General features: G+C 71.0%; 14 protein-coding genes. 9 read left to right on the forward strand and 5 right to left on the reverse strand.

The window, feature by feature from the left end; genetic code table 11:
• Positions 1 to 24: 24 nt before the first annotated feature.
• From ACFV6D_RS21470 to ACFV6D_RS21480, 3 genes are read right to left on the reverse strand one after another with little or no spacing between them, the layout of a single operon-like run.
• Entirely contained in the window at positions 25 to 792 is a 768-nt protein-coding gene (locus tag ACFV6D_RS21470) for a DUF4097 family beta strand repeat-containing protein (RefSeq protein ID WP_380560765.1), read from the reverse strand.
• Positions 793 to 845: 53 nt separating this feature from the next.
• Positions 846 to 2,186: an FtsX-like permease family protein gene (locus ACFV6D_RS21475; protein ID WP_380560766.1), complete on the reverse strand. Its 1,341-nt coding sequence runs from the start codon at positions 2,184 to 2,186 to the stop codon at positions 846 to 848.
• Positions 2,183 to 2,962, reverse strand: coding sequence for an ABC transporter ATP-binding protein (locus tag ACFV6D_RS21480; RefSeq protein WP_380560767.1), 780 nt, complete (start codon positions 2,960 to 2,962; stop codon positions 2,183 to 2,185). The genes ACFV6D_RS21475 and ACFV6D_RS21480 overlap by 4 nt, the downstream gene beginning before the upstream one ends.
• A gap of 267 nt (positions 2,963 to 3,229) precedes the next feature.
• Here ACFV6D_RS21480 and ACFV6D_RS21485 point away from each other — a divergent pair, with 267 nt between their 5' ends.
• Positions 3,230 to 4,240, forward strand: coding sequence for a sensor histidine kinase (locus ACFV6D_RS21485; protein ID WP_380560768.1), 1,011 nt, complete (start codon positions 3,230 to 3,232; stop codon positions 4,238 to 4,240).
• Between the two features lie 33 nt (positions 4,241 to 4,273).
• Positions 4,274 to 4,942 (forward strand): response regulator transcription factor, encoded by a 669-nt coding sequence (locus ACFV6D_RS21490; RefSeq protein WP_208869262.1) that lies wholly within the window; start codon positions 4,274 to 4,276, stop codon positions 4,940 to 4,942.
• Positions 4,943 to 4,961: 19 nt separating this feature from the next.
• On the opposite strand, the gene ACFV6D_RS21495 is transcribed toward ACFV6D_RS21490, so the two are convergent.
• Positions 4,962 to 5,252 (reverse strand): hypothetical protein, encoded by a 291-nt coding sequence (locus ACFV6D_RS21495; protein WP_380560769.1) that lies wholly within the window; start codon positions 5,250 to 5,252, stop codon positions 4,962 to 4,964.
• A gap of 162 nt (positions 5,253 to 5,414) precedes the next feature.
• Between ACFV6D_RS21495 and ACFV6D_RS21500 the strand changes: the two genes are divergently transcribed.
• From ACFV6D_RS21500 to ACFV6D_RS21515, 4 genes are read left to right on the forward strand one after another with little or no spacing between them, the layout of a single operon-like run.
• Positions 5,415 to 8,096, forward strand: coding sequence for an aldehyde dehydrogenase family protein (locus tag ACFV6D_RS21500; protein WP_380560770.1), 2,682 nt, complete (start codon positions 5,415 to 5,417; stop codon positions 8,094 to 8,096).
• A 23-nt stretch (positions 8,097 to 8,119) separates the two neighbouring features.
• Positions 8,120 to 9,808 carry a thiamine pyrophosphate-binding protein gene (locus tag ACFV6D_RS21505; protein ID WP_380560771.1) on the forward strand — a complete coding sequence of 563 codons (1,689 nt, stop codon included), beginning with the start codon at positions 8,120 to 8,122 and terminating at the stop codon, positions 9,806 to 9,808.
• Positions 9,805 to 11,082 (forward strand): beta-ketoacyl-ACP synthase II, encoded by a 1,278-nt coding sequence (gene fabF, locus ACFV6D_RS21510; protein WP_380560772.1) that lies wholly within the window; start codon positions 9,805 to 9,807, stop codon positions 11,080 to 11,082. Before ACFV6D_RS21505 ends, fabF begins: the two co-directional genes overlap by 4 nt.
• Positions 11,083 to 11,092: 10 nt before the next feature.
• Positions 11,093 to 13,075 carry a condensation domain-containing protein gene (locus tag ACFV6D_RS21515; protein WP_380560773.1) on the forward strand — a complete coding sequence of 661 codons (1,983 nt, stop codon included), beginning with the start codon at positions 11,093 to 11,095 and terminating at the stop codon, positions 13,073 to 13,075.
• A 33-nt stretch (positions 13,076 to 13,108) separates the two neighbouring features.
• Here the strand turns inward: ACFV6D_RS21515 and ACFV6D_RS21520 are convergent, their stop codons facing one another.
• Entirely contained in the window at positions 13,109 to 14,332 is a 1,224-nt protein-coding gene (locus ACFV6D_RS21520) for an RNA-guided endonuclease InsQ/TnpB family protein (protein ID WP_380560774.1), read from the reverse strand.
• A gap of 185 nt (positions 14,333 to 14,517) precedes the next feature.
• Here ACFV6D_RS21520 and ACFV6D_RS21525 point away from each other — a divergent pair, with 185 nt between their 5' ends.
• From ACFV6D_RS21525 to ACFV6D_RS21535, 3 genes are all read left to right on the forward strand, one after another.
• Positions 14,518 to 15,765 (forward strand): aminotransferase class I/II-fold pyridoxal phosphate-dependent enzyme, encoded by a 1,248-nt coding sequence (locus ACFV6D_RS21525; RefSeq protein ID WP_063351932.1) that lies wholly within the window; start codon positions 14,518 to 14,520, stop codon positions 15,763 to 15,765.
• Between the two features lie 102 nt (positions 15,766 to 15,867).
• Positions 15,868 to 16,110 carry an acyl carrier protein gene (locus ACFV6D_RS21530; protein WP_063351933.1) on the forward strand — a complete coding sequence of 81 codons (243 nt, stop codon included), beginning with the start codon at positions 15,868 to 15,870 and terminating at the stop codon, positions 16,108 to 16,110.
• Positions 16,111 to 16,245: 135 nt separating this feature from the next.
• On the forward strand, positions 16,246 to 17,502 hold the full coding sequence (locus tag ACFV6D_RS21535; protein ID WP_380560775.1) for an MFS transporter: 1,257 nt from the start codon (positions 16,246 to 16,248) through the stop codon (positions 17,500 to 17,502).
• The last annotated feature ends 368 nt before the right edge of the window (positions 17,503 to 17,870 follow it).

Genomic DNA, 17,870 nt, shown 5'->3' on the forward strand with positions numbered 1-17,870 from the left:
TCCGGCCTGGTTGCTGCGCGACGGCTAGGACTTCCCGCCCTTGCCGATGGCGATGCTGCCGTTGCGGGTCCGGACGGCCACGGAATGGCCGCTCGCGTCGTCCTTCGCGACGTTCACGGTGACGTCGCCCTTCTTCGCGGCCGTGCGGACCGCGTACTTCGATTCCGGCAGGCCCAGCTCGACGTTGCCGTCCCTGCTCTGCACGTCGACCAGGTTGGGCACGGCGGCCAGGCCCAGGTCGACGTTGCCGTTCCGCGACGTGACGCTGACGGACCGGGCGGAGATCCCGTCGCCCTTGATGCTTCCGTCGCCGCCTTCCAGGGCCAGCTTGGCTCCGTGGAGGTCCGACAACCGGACGTCGCCGCCGGCGGTCCTGGCCGAGAAGTCCGCGGTGAAGCCGGTGGCCTCGATGCGCCCCTTGCCGCTCTCGGCGGTGACGGCGACGGCGCGCGGCACCTTCACGGTGTACTTCGCGCTGCAGCCCACCGAGATCCCCGTGCAGTCCAGCGAGAGTGTGAGCGTGCCCCCTTCGAGCTGCCAGCCGGACCCCACCTCCCCGCCGACCTTCCTGCCGCTGACCCGTCGTTCCACCTGAACGCCCTCGATGTCGGCGGCCACCAGCGCGAGGTCGGCGGAACCGGAGTTGACGGTCAGGCTGCCACCGGCGAAGTCGAAGGACTTCGATTCCACGGTCGCGTCGGCCGATGCGCCGTCCGTGGTGCAGGCCGTGGCGGCGAGGCCGAGGAGCGCGGCTGCGCCGAAGGCGAGAAGCGTGCGCGTGGTCGGTTTCATCGAAATTCTTCCTTCGTCAACGAACATGGTGGTGTGGATTCCCGCACCCCGGTTCACGAGCGCAGCGCCCGGACCGCGACCGTGCGCGACACCCGGGCCGCCTGCAGGACCAGCGCGAGGCAGGTGGTGACCAGCGTCCCGGCGGCGAGCGCCCCGAGCGTGGCCCAGGGGAGGCCCGCCAGGACCCGGACGACGTCGATCCGGGCTCCCAGGGCGATGGTGAGACTCGACACGGCGACGAACAGCGCGCCGAAGACGATCGCCGTCCCCGCGTAGATCGCCCCCTCGTAGACGATCGACCGGGTGACCACGCCCGGCCGCGCACCGGCCACCGTCACGACGGCGGAGTCACGGGCGCGCTCCCGCCCGACGAGGGCGATCACGGCGAGGCCCCCGACCCAGGACACGACGAAGACCCAGCCCAGCACGACCAGGATGTTGTCCAGCCCGGCGCTGCCTCCGGGCATGACCTTCCCCATCACCATGAAGAGGCCGACGAACGACAGGGAGAGCGCGAAGGGCAGCACCGTGGTGACGCTCCTCGTCGCGCGGGCCCGGCACGACTGCACGGCAAGGTGCCAGGCGACGCCGCGCGAGGGCACCAGCGCCGTCCAGAGCTTCATCAGCGGGGTGAGCACCCACGGCCCCATCAGCAGCAGCAGGCAGAGGAGGAAGAGGTTCCCGGCGAACGCGAAGGCCGTCCGCTGGGCGAGCCCGCCCTTGAGTTCGAGGCCCAGGCCGGGGACCCACATCCCGACCACACCGGCGAGCAGGCACAGGGCGAGGCCACCGCGGGCTACGCCCGGCCGCGCCGGGGGATCGGAGAGGTCCCGGAAGGCGCGCATCTCCGGCGTCCTGGCGGCCCGCCGGGTGACGCCCCAGCCCCCGAGCAGGCACGGAACCAGTCCGAACAGCACGCTCACGCCGACGTACCAGAACCGGAACCCGACCGAGGCCCCGTGCAGTTCGAGACCCGTCCCCTTCCACTGCGCGAGGGCGACACCCGCGACCAGCAGGGCGAGCGGTGCGGCCAGCGCGCCGGCCACCGCGCCCAGCACCACCAGCTCCGTCCGCAGGATGAACCTGACCCGGTGGCGCGGAATCCCGAGGATCACCCACAGGGCGTGCTCGCGCCGCTGGGTCGTCAGCGTCAGACCGACCGCGGAGGCGACGATGCCCACGGCGGCGAGCACGGTGAAGAAGACGATGTTGCCGCCGAGGGCGATCGACGCGGAGACCATCCGTGCGTCACCCGCCGCCCGCGCCGCCGAGACGGCGGTGAACATCGCGATGGCCGAGCCCGCCGAGCACGCCGCGCCGACCGTGGCGCACAGGAGCGTCCACCACCACATCGACGCCTGCAGGCGGATGTCCGACAGCACGAGCCGGATCACGACTCCTCCCCGCCCGCTTCGTCCGCCGACTGCGCCGCGAGGACGGCGTCGCCCACCGCGCGGGAGTCGCCACCGGGGATGACGGCGTGTACCCGCCCGGACCCCATCACCACGACCTGATCGGCCCGCGCGGCCGCATGAGGGTCGTGGGTGACCATGAGCACCGTGCTCCCCTGCGCGGGAAGCGCCTGCAGCCAGTCGAGCACCACATGACCCGACTTGAGGTCGAGCGCACCCGTCGGCTCGTCGGCGAAGACGATCCGCGGCTGGTTCGCCACCACCCGGGCCACCGCGACGCGCTGGCGCTCGCCACCGGAGAGGCGGTCGGGGCGTCGCCGCGCGTACTTGGCGATGCCGAGCCGCGCCATGGCGTCCTCGACCCGCGCCCTGGGCACCCGGCGGCCGGCGAGTCGCGCCGGCAGGGCGATGTTGTCCTCGACCGTCAGCGAGCTGACGAGGTTGTACTCCTGGAAGACGAAGCCGATGTTCTCGCTGCGGAACGCGGCCTGCTTGCGGGGGCTGAGTGAGCGGACGTCCGTCCCGAGGATCTCGACGGACCCCGCGGTCGCCCGCTCCAGCCCGGCCGTGCAGAGCAGGAGCGTCGACTTGCCCGAACCGGAGGGGCCGACGACGGCGGTCAGCCGGCCTTCGGGAATCTCCAGGTCGATGTCGTGCAGGACGCGCGTCGTCTCGCCCCGGCGGCCGGGAATGGGGAATTCCGTCCGAAGGCCGCGCAAACGAATGCACGGCACGGGAGCGGTAGTGGAAACTGGCATGAACCAAGGAAAGCAGGGCCGGGCAGTGGAGTGCACGGGTTCCTGCACTGCTATTGGAGGTAGACTTGGATCTACCGCCCGACCGATCCGAACTGTGCGAAAATGTTGATCATGGCGCAGATTCGTGTTGCCCGGAGGCTGCTGACCGAATTCGTCGCAGTGGCCGCCTTTCCGATTCTCCTGATTTCCGTTCTCGCTGCGCCGGTCTCGGTTCCGGTGGTGGCCGAACTGGACCGCTCCAGGGCGCAGTGGTGCGGAGTCCGGACGATGCCGCTGCGACCCGCCGGCCGCAGCTGGCCGCAGTGGGTGGCCGGCCGGCTGCGGACACGGTCGGTGTGGAGGACCGACCTCCCCGTGTTCGTCACCGCCGCGCTCCTGTCCGCGCTCTCGCTGTTGGTGGGCTTCTTCGGATTCTTCGGCGCTCTGGCGCTGGTTTTCTCCCCCGTCCTCTGGGGTTTCGGCATCGCCGCGAAAGTCGGCCCGTTCACCCCGGCCGCCCTGTGGGAAACCCTCGTGGCGGTGCCCGCGGGAATCGCCCTCGGTGCGGTCACCGTGGGCGCGCTGGCCGGCATCTCCCTGCTCCGCGACCTGCTCCTGCGGGCCTTCTCGGGGAGCCGGAACCCCGACCTGCTCGCGAAACTGGAGGAAGTCCGCGCCAGCCGGGCCTCGCTGACGGCGGCCTTCGAGAACGAGCGCCGGCGCATCGAGCGTGACCTGCACGACGGCGCCCAGCAGGAACTCGTCGCCCTCGTCATGCGCCTGGGAATCCTGGAAGCCGCAGCGACGGCCACCGACCAGGAACGGATCGTCCAGCTGGCCCGCCAGGCCCAGGCCCAGGCGGAGCGCGCGCTCGAACGGCTGAGGGAGACGGTGCGCGACATCCACCCCAGCGAACTGAGCGATCTCGGTCTCATCGCCGCCGTCCGGGAACTGGTGGCCAGATCACCGTTGCAGGTCGAACTGACCAGCACCGGTACGGACGCCTGGCTCTCCTCGACGATCGCCACGGCCGTGTACTTCACGGTCTCCGAGGCCCTGACGAACATCGCCAAGCACGCGGGCGTCGGGAGCGCCCGGATCGAGATGCGGTGCACCGAGAGCGGCGTCCGCGTCCGGGTGGGCGACGACGGCGCCGGCGGCGCGCGGATCAGCACCGGATCCGGGCTCTCCGGGCTGCGTGAGCGGATGCGAAGCGTCGGTGGGAACCTCGAAATCATCAGCCCGCCGGGCGGCGGAACGGAGGTCGTGGCATCCGCCCCGGCCCAACCCTCGTGGTGACGGAATTCGACAGGGAAAAGCGATGGGAAATCGATTGTGAGAATCATCCTGGCGGACGACAGTCTGCTGATACGCGCCGGAATCCGGGAGATCCTGGTTTCCAGTGCCCACGACGTGATCCGCGAATGCGAGGACGCCGACGAACTGGTCGCCGCTGTCGACGACCTCGCCGCCGCCGGAGCCGCCCCCGACCTGGTGATCACGGATGTTCGCATGCCGCCCGGGAACACCGACGACGGACTCCGGGCCGCGATCGACATTCGGTCGCGGCACCAGGACCTGCCGGTACTGGTCCTCTCCGCCTACGTCACGGGCCCATACGTGCGCGAACTCCTGAACGGCCCGGGCGCCGACGGGGCAGTCGGCTACCTGCTCAAGGAGAAGGTGGGCAGAGTGGCGGACTTCCTGCGGGCCGTCGAGACGGTCTCCGGCGGCGGAGTGGTGATCGACCCCGAGGTGGTTCGCCACGTCACCCGCGCCGACCCGCCGCGGGGCCCGCTCGCCCGGCTCACGGCCCGCGAACAGGAGGTGCTCGCTCTCATGGCCGAAGGCCGCTCCAACGCGGAGATCGCGGCAGAGCTGTTCCTCTCGGGCGCCGCCGTGGCCAAACACGTGGGGAACGTCTTCCTGAAACTCGGCATGCCCTCCGGCGAGGACAACCGCCGGGTGAAGGCCATCCTGACCTGGTTCGAATACAACTAGGACTTCAACGCCGTTGCGTTTACCGGCGGCGGCGTGATGCAAGTCCGTCTTCCGTGACGTGGATCTCGACGGAAAGGGCGTGGGTCTGGGTGGTCTGCGGGTGTTTTCCTGCGATCGGCCCGTACTTGCTCGTTGGGTTCTTGCGGCTGCGGGCCTTGACGCGCTGGCGCCGCGCGGTGGGCAGCAGGTTGTCCAGGACCATCCGGCCGATCGGTCCGAGCAAGGAGTCGGGTCCGGCGGCGTGTGTGCCGGTGGCGGTGGTGACCTGATCGGCGGCATTGCCCGCTCCACCTTCACCCTCAATGGCCATATTAAATGATTTCTATTGAGAATACCTCACACCCCATATTCCCCTTCCGTCACTACACACTCAATCACCCCTCACAGGTAGTGGAATTTCACCGAAGCACTCGACACCGTTCTTCGGATGTGGGACAGTCAATTTGAACCACCTGGTTTTGAGGAGCACAAGTTGCCCGTTTCCAGGAGATTGATCTCGCCCGATGGACACATCTGGGAAACCGACGAAATCACGGCCCACGTATTCGCCGCCACCGAACTCCTCGCACACCGTGGCGTCGGGCTCGGTTCGCGGGTGATGATGAGCGGGGCCAATTCCCCGGAATGGGTCGTCGCTCTGCTCGCGCTCATTCACCTCGACGCCTCGGTGGTCCTGGCCGATCATCGCGCCACCCCGTCACAGCGGTCGAAGATCCGCGCCCAGGCGCGCGTGGTGCTCGAAATCAGCGACGGTACGGGCCGCACCGCGGTGCCGCGCCCCGCTTCGAACACCGCGGCCGTGCCCGATGTCGCGAGCTGGGCACGGCGCCAGGACGCCGCGATCTCCTGGTCGTCGGGTACGACCGGCAGCCCCAAAGGCATCGTCCGCTCCGGCCGTTCGATTCTGGACAACCTCGCGCTCAGTGCGGAACGCATGGGGTACCGGCCTGACGACGTCTTCCTGCCGATCCTGCCGTACTCCCACCAGTACGGTCTGTCCCTGGTCCTCTGCTGGTGGCTGGGCGGAGGCACGCTCGTGGTCTACGGGCCGACCACGCGCCTGGACCGTGCGCTCGCGGTCGGCGTCGACCACGGCCTCTCCATCGTCGACGGAGCCCCGTCGACCTACTACAGCCTGCTCAACGTGCTCGACCGCCGCCCCGCCCTCATGAACGCGCTGGAGACGGTACGAGCCTGGTGCGTGGGCGGCGCGCCGCTGGGGAGCAACCTGGCGGCCCGGTTCCACGCCCGCACGGGCCGGCACCTGCTCGACGGCTACGGAGCGACCGAGGCCGGAAACATCGCGCTGGCGCCCCCGACCGATCCGGTCGGGTGCGGCACGCCGCTGCCCGGTGTGGTCGTCGAAGTCCACGACGACCACGGCAGGCCGCTTCCCCCCGGCCGGCTCGGCGAGCTCGTCGTCCGCAGTGACGGCCTGATGACCGGCCACCTCGGCACTGACGGTGAGATCGTTCCGGTTTCGAGTCCCGTTCACCGCACCGGCGACATCGGCCTGATCGACGACGCCGGCCGCGTCTTCCCGGTCGGGCGCAAGCACGCCGCGCACCGTGACGGCCACACGCTCTATCCCGACCACCTTGCCAAGCTGGCCGAGTCGGCCGGCGCGCAGACCGAGGTCGTCGCGGTCCCCGACGCACGTCTGGGCTGTCGTCTGGTGTTCGTGATCGCGGACCCGGACGCTCACGAGCCCGCGCACTGGAAACGGCTGCTGCGCCCTGTGCTCGCCCGCTACGAGCAGCCCGACCACATCGTCGTGCTTCCCTCGTTGCCCCTCACGAACACGGGAAAGCCCGACCGGGCCGTTCTGGAGAAGATCGCCATGAGCTCGCTGCCCGCATCGCCCAGGACGACCACCGACGCCACCGCATCCGACTCGACCGTCGGCTCGACCACCGGCTCGACCGTCGGTGCGACCGGCTACCGCATCCCCTTCGCCGGCCGTGTCGACGCGCTGCGCGCAGTGCGCCAGTACGTGGCCGACAACGAGGACGCGGTGATGGGAATCCTCACCGAGATCTCGCCCCACCACACCGCCGGCGCGGAGATCCGCTCGTTCCTCGCCACCCTGGACGGAGCGGAGGAGGAGATCCGTCGCGTCCGGCCCGGCTGCGTGCCCCGGGTCGCGGTCTTCATCCCCTCCAACATGCCGCTCCATTCCTACGCGCTCTACATGCTCATAGCATCCCTTTACAGCGAAAGAATCACCTTTCGGCCGTCCTCCGAGATCAAAAGCCAGGTGCAGCGCCTGCACGACCTGCTGGCACCGGTCCACGGCCTGCCCATCAGCCTTTCCGAGCTCAGTCAGCGCAAATTCGTGACAGGGCCGGTACGCGAGGCGGACCTCGTCGTCTTCACCGGCAATTACGTCAATGCCGAGACCGTCCGCGAGGGGCTGGCGGAAGACCAGCTCCTCCTCTTCTTCGGTAACGGCATCAACCCCTTCGTGATCGCACCCGACGCCGATCTCACCCGCGCCGTGCACGACCTCACGAGGATCCGGCTCTACAACTCGGGCCAGGACTGTTTCGGTCCCGACGTCGTGTTCACGCCGAAGGGCCGCACCGAGGACTTCGTCGACCTGCTGTCCGCCGAACTGGCTTCGCTGCGATTCGGAAGGAACGGCGACCCCGCCGCCGACTACGGCCCGATCTTCTACGACTCGGCGCTGGTGAACTGCTCGGGCTACCTGGTGCACCACGCACGTCGCATCCGGCACGGCGGGCGCATCGACCTGCCGTCCCGCAAGATCGAGCCGACCGTGCTGCTCTGGGGCTTCGACGACAAGATCCCCCTCGAAGAGATGTTCGCCCCGGTGTTCAACGTCGTGGCCTATCCCAGCGCGAGGCTGTTGCGTGAACGGCTGTCGAACCCCTACTTCAGCGAGCGCGCGCTGGGAGCGATGGTCTACGGGAACGATCCGCAGACGGTGGATGTGCTGGCCAGGCATCACCAGACCTGTGTCGACCACACGCTGCTCGACGCCGAGGACGGCAACCGCCCGTTCGGCGGATTCGGGATGCGGGCGAACTACATCTCCTACGGCGGCGAGCGGCACGCCGAACCGCTGCTCATGTCGCAGGCCGTGGCACAGACCCTCCCGACGGCTGCCCCCGTCACGGTGAGCGGGGAGTGAACCAGTTGAGCCAGGTGAGCAAGGTGAGCAGACGGTACGCCGACGCGTGGTCCGCGATCGTCGACCTGCTGGTGGCCAACGGGGTGGACACCTGCTTCGGACTGCCCGGCGACGATCTGGAGCTGCTCCGCGCCCTCGACGCCGCCGGACTGGACCTCGTGCCGTGCCGTGACCAGCGCAACGCGATGTACATGGCGACCGGTTACGCGCTGCAGTCGGGCCGGCTCGCCGTATGCGCACTGGGCAAGGGCCCGGCCGTCACACACGCGGCCACGGGACTGCTCGAAGCGCGGGAGTCCGGTGCACCCGTCCTCGTGCTCGCCGCCGGCGTGCCCGAACGCCGCCGGGGCAGCGGCGGGTTCCAGGAACTCGACCAGGTCGCCGTAACAGCGCCGCTCGTGCGGTGGGCGCACCGGGTGGGGCATCCGGACCGGGTCGTCCCGGCGACGGTGGCGGCGCTGACCCGGGCTCTGGGGCCGCCGCCCGGACCGGTGTACCTGGAGGTGCCCGATGACGTCCGCACGGCCGAGATCCTCGTCACCGGAGCATGGCCGACGCTGCCCGAACCACTGGTCCTCGAGTCCGTTCCCGTGACGCCGGGGCCGGCCCTGGCGGCGATCCGCGAGAGCCGGCGTCCGGTGGTGCTGGTGGGCGGCGGAATGCGGCACCGCAACGGCGGCGGCGTGGTCGAGCGCTTCGCCGAACGCCTCGGCGCGGCGCTCTTCACCACCGCGTCCGGCCGCGGTGCCGTCGACGAGCACCACCCGCTGTTCTGCGGCGTGGCGGGCCTCTACGCCGCGGCCCCCGCCCGCGAACTGTGGTCGTCCTGCGACCTGGTGGTGTCGCTCGCCGGGCGACTCGAGGAGACGGTCGTCGAAGGCGGGACACCGTGGCCCCCGGTCGCGGTGGTGCAGGTCAATGTGGATCCGGGCGGCCTGTCGGCCGAGTTCGCGGGCCCGCGGGTGCTCGGGGACGCCCGGCACGCTGTGCTCGGCTGGTCGCGGGCGCTGGAGCAGGGCGGCGAGGCCGAACGCGCGGACGCGACCGAGGCGTGGGCGAACAGGATCGCCGACGCCCGCAAGGCCATGTCACGTGAGGTGGAGGCGGAACTGGCCCGCACGGCGACGCTGCCGGGGATCCGCATCGCCGAGCTGCTCGCCGCGCTCGACGCCACCGCGGGCGAGCCCCGCGTGCTGGTCCAGGAGAACGGGCTGCAGGACATGTGGTCCTACGGCTTCCCCTTCCACGTCGGTGGCGGGTCCGTCGTGCCGTCGGAGCAGACCCCCTTGGGCTTCGGCGCGGCCGCGGCCATCGGGGTCAAGCGGGCCGCCCCGGGCCACCAGGTCACCGCGTTCATCGGGGACGGAGCATTCCTCGCGGCCCGCGCGGACATCGCCGTCACCGCTCCGGCCCACGGCGGCGTGCTGTACGTGGTGCTGTGCAACGGCGGCTACGGCTGGCTGGACGCCCAGCGCGCCCGCCTCGGGCTCGACGCCGAACGCCACCCCTTCGCCCGCCCGGGCGCGCCGCCGCCCGTGGTGGACGGGCCGGACATCCACTGTCGAGTGCTGCGCGACAAGGCCGCGCTGACCGCTGAGCTTCTTGCCGCGCGACGGTTCTGCTCCCGGGGAGGCACGGCCGTGCTCATGGTGCCGGTAGCGCCCGACGACATCCTCCCCTGCATCCGCGACGCCGAGGTGGTTCCCCAGTGACGAACGCAGGAGAGCGGGGCGACGCCGGGCGCAGCCGGCCCCGGCGCCGGGTGGTGGTCACCGGGTACGGGGCGGTGACGCCGCTCGGCCACAGTGTCGGCGAGACCTGGACGGCGATGCTCGCCGGCCGCAGCGGCATCGCCACCGTGGACGCGATCGACGTGACCGGTCTCGGAGTCCGGATCGGCGGCCAGGTGCGCGGCTTCACGCCCGGCCGCTACATGCCGCCGACGGTCAGCCGCCGCGCCGACCCGTACGCGCAGTACGCCCTCGCCGCGGCGCTGGAGGCGTGCGAGCACGCCGGACTCGTCGTCGACGACCGCCTGGCGCCGCGGGTCGCCGTGATCATCGGCAGTGGCTACGGCCCGGTCGGGGCGATCTACCGCGCCGCGAACACGCTGCGCGACAAAGGGCCGCGGGGCATCAGCCCGTTCACCCAGGTCACCACCGCCATGGACAGCGCTGCCTGCGAGATCAGCATGCGTCTCGGCACCCAGGGGCCCAGCCGGGCCCAGAGCACGGCGTGCGCCAGCGGCGCGGACGCGGTGGGCGCGGGGATGCGCATGATCGGCAACGGGGAGGCGGACGTCGTCCTGGTCGGCGGCGCCGACGCCTGCGTCACCACCGTCGACCTCGCGGGCAGCGGCAACGCCCGCGCGCTGTCCAGGCGCAACGACGACCCGACTGCGGCGTGCCGGCCGTTCGACGCGCACCGCGACGGGTTCGTGATGAGCGAGGGGGCCGCCGTGGTGGTGCTGGAGGCCGCCGAGGTGGCCGACCGGCGAGGGGCGGCGGCTCTGGCCGAACTCGCGGGTTACGGAGCGAGTTCCGACGCTCATCACTGGACCGCCCCGCATCCGCAGGGGCGGGGTGCGTGCCTCGCCGTCGAGGCGGCGCTGCGCGACGCGGGGATCACGGGGGCGGACGTGGACTACGTCAACGCGCACGGCACCGGAACGGTGCTGAACGACGCCACCGAGACGGCCGTCCTGCGCAAGGTGCTGGGTGATCGTGTCACCCGGATCCCGGTCAGCTCCACCAAGTCGATGACGGGGCACATGATCGGTGCCGCCGGAGCGGTCGAGCTCGTGGCCTCGATCCAGGTCCTGCGCACGGGTGACGTCCCACCGACCATCAACTGCGACGAGCCGATCGACCCGGACATCAACTTCGTGCCGCACCGGGCGCAGCACCACGAGCGGATGCGGATCGCTCTCAGCAACTCGTTCGGCTTCGGCGGCCACAATGCCGCTCTCGTGGTCCGAGCGGTGTGAGGGCCCGGCCGTGAACCGCCTCCCGGAGCCGACCCCGAGCGCCGCCGCCGTCACCCGCAGCGGGCCGCTGACCTGGGTCCAGCAGTGGCACTGGTTCGAACGCACCATTCCCGCAGCACGGCGGGTGAACCCGACGCCGCTCGCCGACCACTGCCACGTCCCGCCCCCGGCAACCCTCGCCGACGTCCACGTGGCACTGGCCTCCCTCACCGCCCGTCACGAGGCGCTGCGCACCACGGTCGACCCGCTCCGCCCGATCCAGCACGTCCACCACGCGGACTGGGCCCCGCTGCCGGTCGACCACCTCGACGTCCCCGCCGTCGATGCCGGCACCCTGGAGGCCGCCACCGCGGCGCTGGCCGCCCGCCCGATCGATCCCGAGCGGAATCCGCCCTGGCTCGCCAGGGTGCTGCTCGTGGCGGGAAGGCCGCGTGCGGTCCTGCTGGCCGCCCACCACGTGCTGATCGACGGCTGGGGGCTGGCGGTACTGATCAACCAGTTGCACGACCAACTGCACGATCAACTGCGCGGCGTCGGCGCGCCGGCGGAAGCGCCCGTGCACCCGCTCGACACGGTCGCCGCCCAGCCCCTGGAACGCGCCCGCGCGGCGGAGCGCGAGTGGCTCGCGCGTCGCGCGAGCAATCCGACCGGCGTGCTGGCACCGTTCGGCGGGGCCGACGACGGCGCCGGGCGCCACCGCCTCCAGCACCGCTCGGTGGGTGCGTACGACGATCTCCACCGCGTCGCCCGGCGCCATCGGGTCAGCCCGGAGGTCGTCGTGCTCGCGGCGCTGGCCCACGACGTCGCCAGCCGCACCGGTGAACACCGGTTCCTCGCGTCCGTGGTCGTCTCCAACCGGGCCCGGGCCGCTCTGCGCAACAGCGTCGGCGTCCGGGCCCTGACGGTTCCGGTGCAGATCGACCTCCGCCCGGGCGCGGCGTTCGGCGAGGTGGTCGCCTCGGTGGCCGCCGCCTCCGCCGCCGCCTACCGGCACGGTCAGTGGCGCCCTGCGGAACTGGTCGCCGCCGAGGCGCGGATGCACCGTCGCCTCGGTGTCGTGACCGTACCGACCATCGAGTACAACTGCTACTCGTGGCCGCGCGACTACCTGGTCCCCGGGTACCCGGCCCCCGCGCACGACACTTTGCCGGACGCGTCCGCCACCTGGATCCGCAGCGCGCCCGACGAGCCCTGCGACACGCTCTACGTCGACCTCAGCCTCGACGCGGGGTTCGTCACCCTCGATGTCACCGTCGGGGACCACCTGCTCGACGCCGGGCAGGCCGTGGCGTTGCCCGTCCGTCTGTGCGCCTTCCTGCGCGCGCTCGCCGGCGGTGCCGAGTGCCCGGTTCCGGCGCGCCCGCCGACACCGGCCGCCTCCGGATGGTGGCGCGCCCCGCAGGGGTGGGTGTGCCCGGCCAAGGTCGAGGACGTGCTGCGCGGCCATCCCGGAGTGCTCGACGTGACGGTGGCGCCCAGCGGGGACGCCGCGGGGCAAGGCGAACCGCACCTCGTCGCACACGCTCGCACCGCCCCCGGTGTCACCCCCGACGACTTGCACCGCCACATCCTGGACCACCTCGACGAAGTGCCCGGCATCGCGGCCCCGGGCCGCTACGTCCTGTCCCCGGCCGGTCCGGGATCCGGCCGGTCCTCCACCCCCACCACCGACACGGGAACGCTGCGGATCCCGTCTCGCCCGCCCACGACAGACGCCGAACGGGCGCTGGCCGCCGCCGTGGCCGCTGTCACACCCGGCGGCCTGCCGGGCAGCCCCTCCGACAGCCCTGACGCCGTGGACATGAACCGTTGCCTGGCCGACCACGGAGTCACCCTGGTCGCCGTCCCCCGTCTGCTGGCGCTGCTCCACCGGTTCGGCTTCACCGGTATCGCGTCGGACGAACTGGCCGGAACGGCCTCGCTCGGCCACCTTGCCACCGCCCTGGAGCCCTCACCGCCCCGCGCCCATCGTGGAGGAGACACCTCGCCTTGACATCCTCCCCGCCCTGAAGGACGGGGATTCCCCTCAGCCTCGCGGCTGAGCCGCTGCGCGTGAGCGCGGCGGTGGGACCACTTCCTGCTTCATCGACGACCGCCCGCCCGGAGTGCTCCGTTGAGGTCTTACACCGTCTCCACAGGCTGCAACCGCCAGTCCGGCGGCCAGAATGTTGATCGCCGCGTTGACGTCCCGGTCATGGGTCGTCCCGCAGTCACACGTCCACTCGCGGACGTCGAGCGGCATCCTGCCCCGCAAGGTGCCGCACGCCGAGCACAGCTTGGACGAGGGGAACCAGCGGTCCACGACCACCAGATCCCGCCCGTACCAGTCGGCCTTGTACTCCAGCATGGACCGCATCTCACTCCAGCCCGCGTCACTGATGACGCGGGCGAGCGTCCGGTTCTTGAGCATGTTCCGGACGGCCAGATCCTCGATCACGATCGTTTGGTTCTCACGAACGAGTCGGGTGGTGAGCTTGTGCAGGAAGTCCCTGCGCCGGTCGGCGATCCGGGCATAAGCCTTGCCGACCTTCAACCGGGCCTTGGCCCGGTTCGCCCCGTCGCCCCTGGCCTTGCGGGCAAGGTCGCGCTGGGCCCTGGCGAGGCGTTCGCGGTCCTTGCGCTCGTGCCTCGGGTTGGTGATCCTCTCCCCGGTGGAGAGCGTCACCAGCGCGGTGATACCGGCGTCGATGCCCACGGCCCTGTTGACCGGCTCGGGCATGGCGGGCCGGTCGACGCACAGCAAGGAGACGAACCAGCGCCCCGCCGCGTCCAACGACACGGTGACCGTGGTCGGCACCACCCCGTCCGGCAGAGGACGGGACCACACGATGTCAAGCGGCTGACGCATCTTCGCCAGCGTGAGCCGACCGTCCCGGTACCGGAACGCCGAGCTGGTGTACTCGGCGCACTTACGGGACTTCTTCCGCGACTTGAACGTCGGGTACCCGGCCCGCTTCTGCCAGAAGTTGGCGAACGCCCCCTGCAAGTGCCTGAGCGCCTGCTGCAACGGGACGCAGGACACCTCGCAGAGGTAGGCCAGCCCCTCGACCTTCTTCCACGCCGTCAGCATCGCCGAGGTGGCGTTGTAGCCGACCCGCTCCTGACGCAGCGTCCACGCCTCCGTGCGGGCCTGCAACGCCATGTTGTAGACCTTCCGCACGCACCCGAACGTGCGCGACAGTTCAGCCGCCTGCGCATCGGTGGGATAGAAGCGGTACTTGAACGCCCGCTTCACATGGGTGGCCGCCACAGATCACACACTATCGCCACTGCTTGCGGCCACATGACGGGTCATCACCGACCAGGACCGCACACCGTCTCGACGGCGCCCCGCCCACCCCTGGCCCTCCCCCAGCCCCCGACAGGCGGTACCCCCATGACGGGCGATCCATTTCCTCCCCCGGCTAACGCCAGGGGTATCCACGGAGGTATCCGATGACCGCGTCCCGCACCGCCGGCCCGTCCGCGGACCGCCTGGCCCCGTGGGCCTTCGCCGCCTTCGTCGAGGCGAACACCCACGACACGGCGTACCGCCCGCCGGTGGTGGACGGTCCGGTCGGGCCGACCATCGTCCGCAACGGCCGCGAGCTGGTGAACTTCGCCAGCATCAGCTTCCTCGATCTGGAGCGCCACGTCCCGGTACGGCGTCATTTCGCGGAGGGGGCGCTCGCCCACGGCCTGAGCACCAGCGGATCCAGGATGACCCAGGGGATCTGCCGCCCGCACCAGGTGCTGGAGGCGACGATCGCCCGTCACACCGGCAAGGAACGAGCCATCAGCTTCGCCACGGGGCTCCTGGCCAACATCGGGTTCGTCCACGCCATGAGCAGTTCCGCGCACTTCGACGCCGGGATCGAGGTGCGCAACCACGACACCGTGTTCGTCGTCGACCGCGACGTCCACTGGAGCATCTGGAAGGGCCTCCAGGGACTTGACTACGGCCGCAACGTCCACGCGTTCCGGCACAACGACGTCTCCGACCTGGCACGCGTCCTGGACCGGGCCCGCACCCGCAAGACCGTGGTGATCGCCGAGAGCATCTATTCGGCCGACGGCACCATGGGGCCGATCGTGGAAATCCTCGACGAGTGCGACCGGCACGGCGCCGTCAGCATGATCGACGATGCGAACGGCTTCATGGTCTACGGACCCGAGAACCGCCCCTACGCCCGGGAGGCGGCCGCGATCCGGGAGCGGGCCGACTTCGTCATGGTGTCGCTGTCGAAGGCCATCGGTCTGGAAGGCGGCGCGATCGCCGGGCCGGCGGCGGCCATCGACGCCTTCGAACTGCTCTCCGGCACCTCGATGTTCACGGCCGCCATCCAGCCACCGACCGCCTACGCCGCCGACCGCACGATCGACGTCCTCGCCGGCACTCCGGGGATCGTCGACGACTACCTGGCGCATGCCGCCCGCCTTCGCCAACAGATGCACGAGGCCGGCACGGCGACGACGCCGACCGAGTCGTACATGCTCTCGGTGCCGATCGGAAGCGACGCCGCCGCCCTGCAGATGCGGGAGTGGTTCGTCGAGGACGGCTACCTCGTACCCGTCTTCTCCTACCCGGCCGTCTCACGCAACCAGGCGCTCCTGCGCCTGTTCCCGCACGCGGGCCACACCGAGGAGCAGCTGGACGGCTTCCTGCGCACCCTCCTCGCCTACCGACGACGCCTCGGGCTCTGACGTCCCCACCGGGGCTCGCCGCACCGGGGCTCGCCGCACCGAGGCTCCTCACCGACCGATGATCGACCCCATCCCCATCCCCATCCCCAGAGAGAGGAACCCGTGGTGGACTACATCGACATCCTCAACGCCATTGCCGAGATCGTCGAAGAGGTCCTCGGCATCGACTCCGCCGAGGTGAGCGCCGAGACGTCGTTCACCGACGACCTCGACGTCGACTCCCTGGCCATGATGGAGATCGCCGTGGCGGTCGAGGACAGGTTCGAGGTGAAGATCCCGGACGACCGGGTCACGGGGTTGAGGACCGTCGGCGACGCGGTGAACTACGTCGCCGAGCACCGGTGACCGCCGCCGGGACGGCTCTTCGACGGGGGCACCCACGTCGCATAGTGACGCCCGGCGCCGGCGCCGCCGGCGTTGCCGGTGGGCCGCCGCCACGCCATGGCTGATGCCCCGTACCCGAGCCCCGGAGAGCCACCGATGACGACGGAGCCGACTGCCCCGCCCCTTCCGCGCGAACCGCTCGGCGATTCGCACCTGCGCCGCCTGATCGCGGGTCAAGGGCTGGCGGCCGTGGTCGATGCGCTGTTCATCGTCTGGCTCACGCTCTTCGTGCTCGACCTGTCGGAACCCGGAATCGCCACGGGGTTGGTTCTGGTGGCCGTGGCGCTGCCGCGAGCGGTGCTCCTGCCTCCTGCGGGAGTACTGGTCGACCGCCTCGGTCCCGCCCGTGTCGTGGCCGGCGCCGCCTGGCTCCGGGTCGCCGTCCTGCTCGCCCTCGGCGCCCTGGTCACCTTCACCTCACCGTCGTTGACGACGGTCGCGCTGCTCGGCGGGCTGCTCGGCGCCGCCGACGCCGCGTACTTCCCGGCGGCCCTGGCGTTGCTACCCGCCGTCGTGCCGACCGACAAGCTCTCCCGGGTCAACGGTCTGGTGCAGGGCGCGGAGTCGGGGGGCGACCTGGTCGGCCCGGCGGTGGCCGCCGGATGCATCGCCGCAGTCGGCTTCGCCGCGACGCTCGGTGGGATCGTGGCGATGGCCGCGTTGGCCGCCGTCGTCCTCAGCACGCTGATCCGGGTGGTACGGCGTGGCGAAGGTGCCGGGGTCGACGCCGGTCCGGCCGCCGTCGACGGCGAGCAGTTCAGCAGTGCGCGTGCCCTCGGCGTGGGCTTGGGATACGCCTGGCACGAACCACTGGTACGAGGGATGCTGGCCGCCGTCGCCCTGATCAACATCGCGGTCGTGGGCCCCGTGCTGGTGGGCGGCGCCGTGCTCGCCGATCAACGCCTCGGCGGCGCGGGATCCCTGGGCGTCGTGCTCTCCGGTTTCGGTGCCGGCTCACTGGCCGGCTCACTGATGGCCGGGTGGCGGCCGCCCGCCCGGCGCGGCCGGACCGTGGTCGGCGGTGTCGCGGCGATCGGCGCAGGCATGGCCGCACTCGCCGCCGTCACCCACGTCGTCGCCGCAACGGCGGTCGTCTCGCTGATCGGCCTCGGATCCGGGTTCCTCGGAGTGGTCGTCGTGGCCACTCTGCAGGAGCGGGTGCCCGAGCAACTGCTGGGCCGAGTGCTCAGTCTCGTCGTGCTGGCCACGGTGGCGTTCGACCCGTTCTCCTACGTGATCGCCGGCGCCCTGCTCCCCTACGGCACGACGACGCTGTTCCTGGTCTGCGGCAGCGCCGTCCTGGCGTGCGCCGGCCTGGTCGCCACGAGCCCGGCGATCCGCTCCCTGCGTTGACCGTGTCGATCACCGGTCATCCGCCGATCACCGGGCCCGGCCGAGGCCCCCGTCGACGAAGATCTGCGCGCGGTCGCGGCACGTGGGTCGAGGCGGGACCCTTCGAGTGAAAAACCGGAGCACGGCCGCCTGAGCGGCGCTTCGCCAACGATCGAACGGTCGTCAGACCATATGTTTATCTCCGGCGCTCACAGCGGCGGTGCTCGTGCCCGGAGTGCAATCCCACGTGCCACAGACCACGAAGCCAAGAGGACCAGTCATGCGCTCCACCCGCCGCGCTCTCGCCGCTTCAATCGTGGCGGCCTCCGCCTCAGCCTTCGGCCTGACCGTCCTCTTCATGGGCGGGACGTCCCAGAGTTCCGACGCCA

This window comes from Kitasatospora sp. NPDC059812 (genome assembly GCF_042732075.1).
Classification (GTDB): Bacteria; Actinomycetota; Actinomycetes; order Streptomycetales; family Streptomycetaceae; genus Kitasatospora.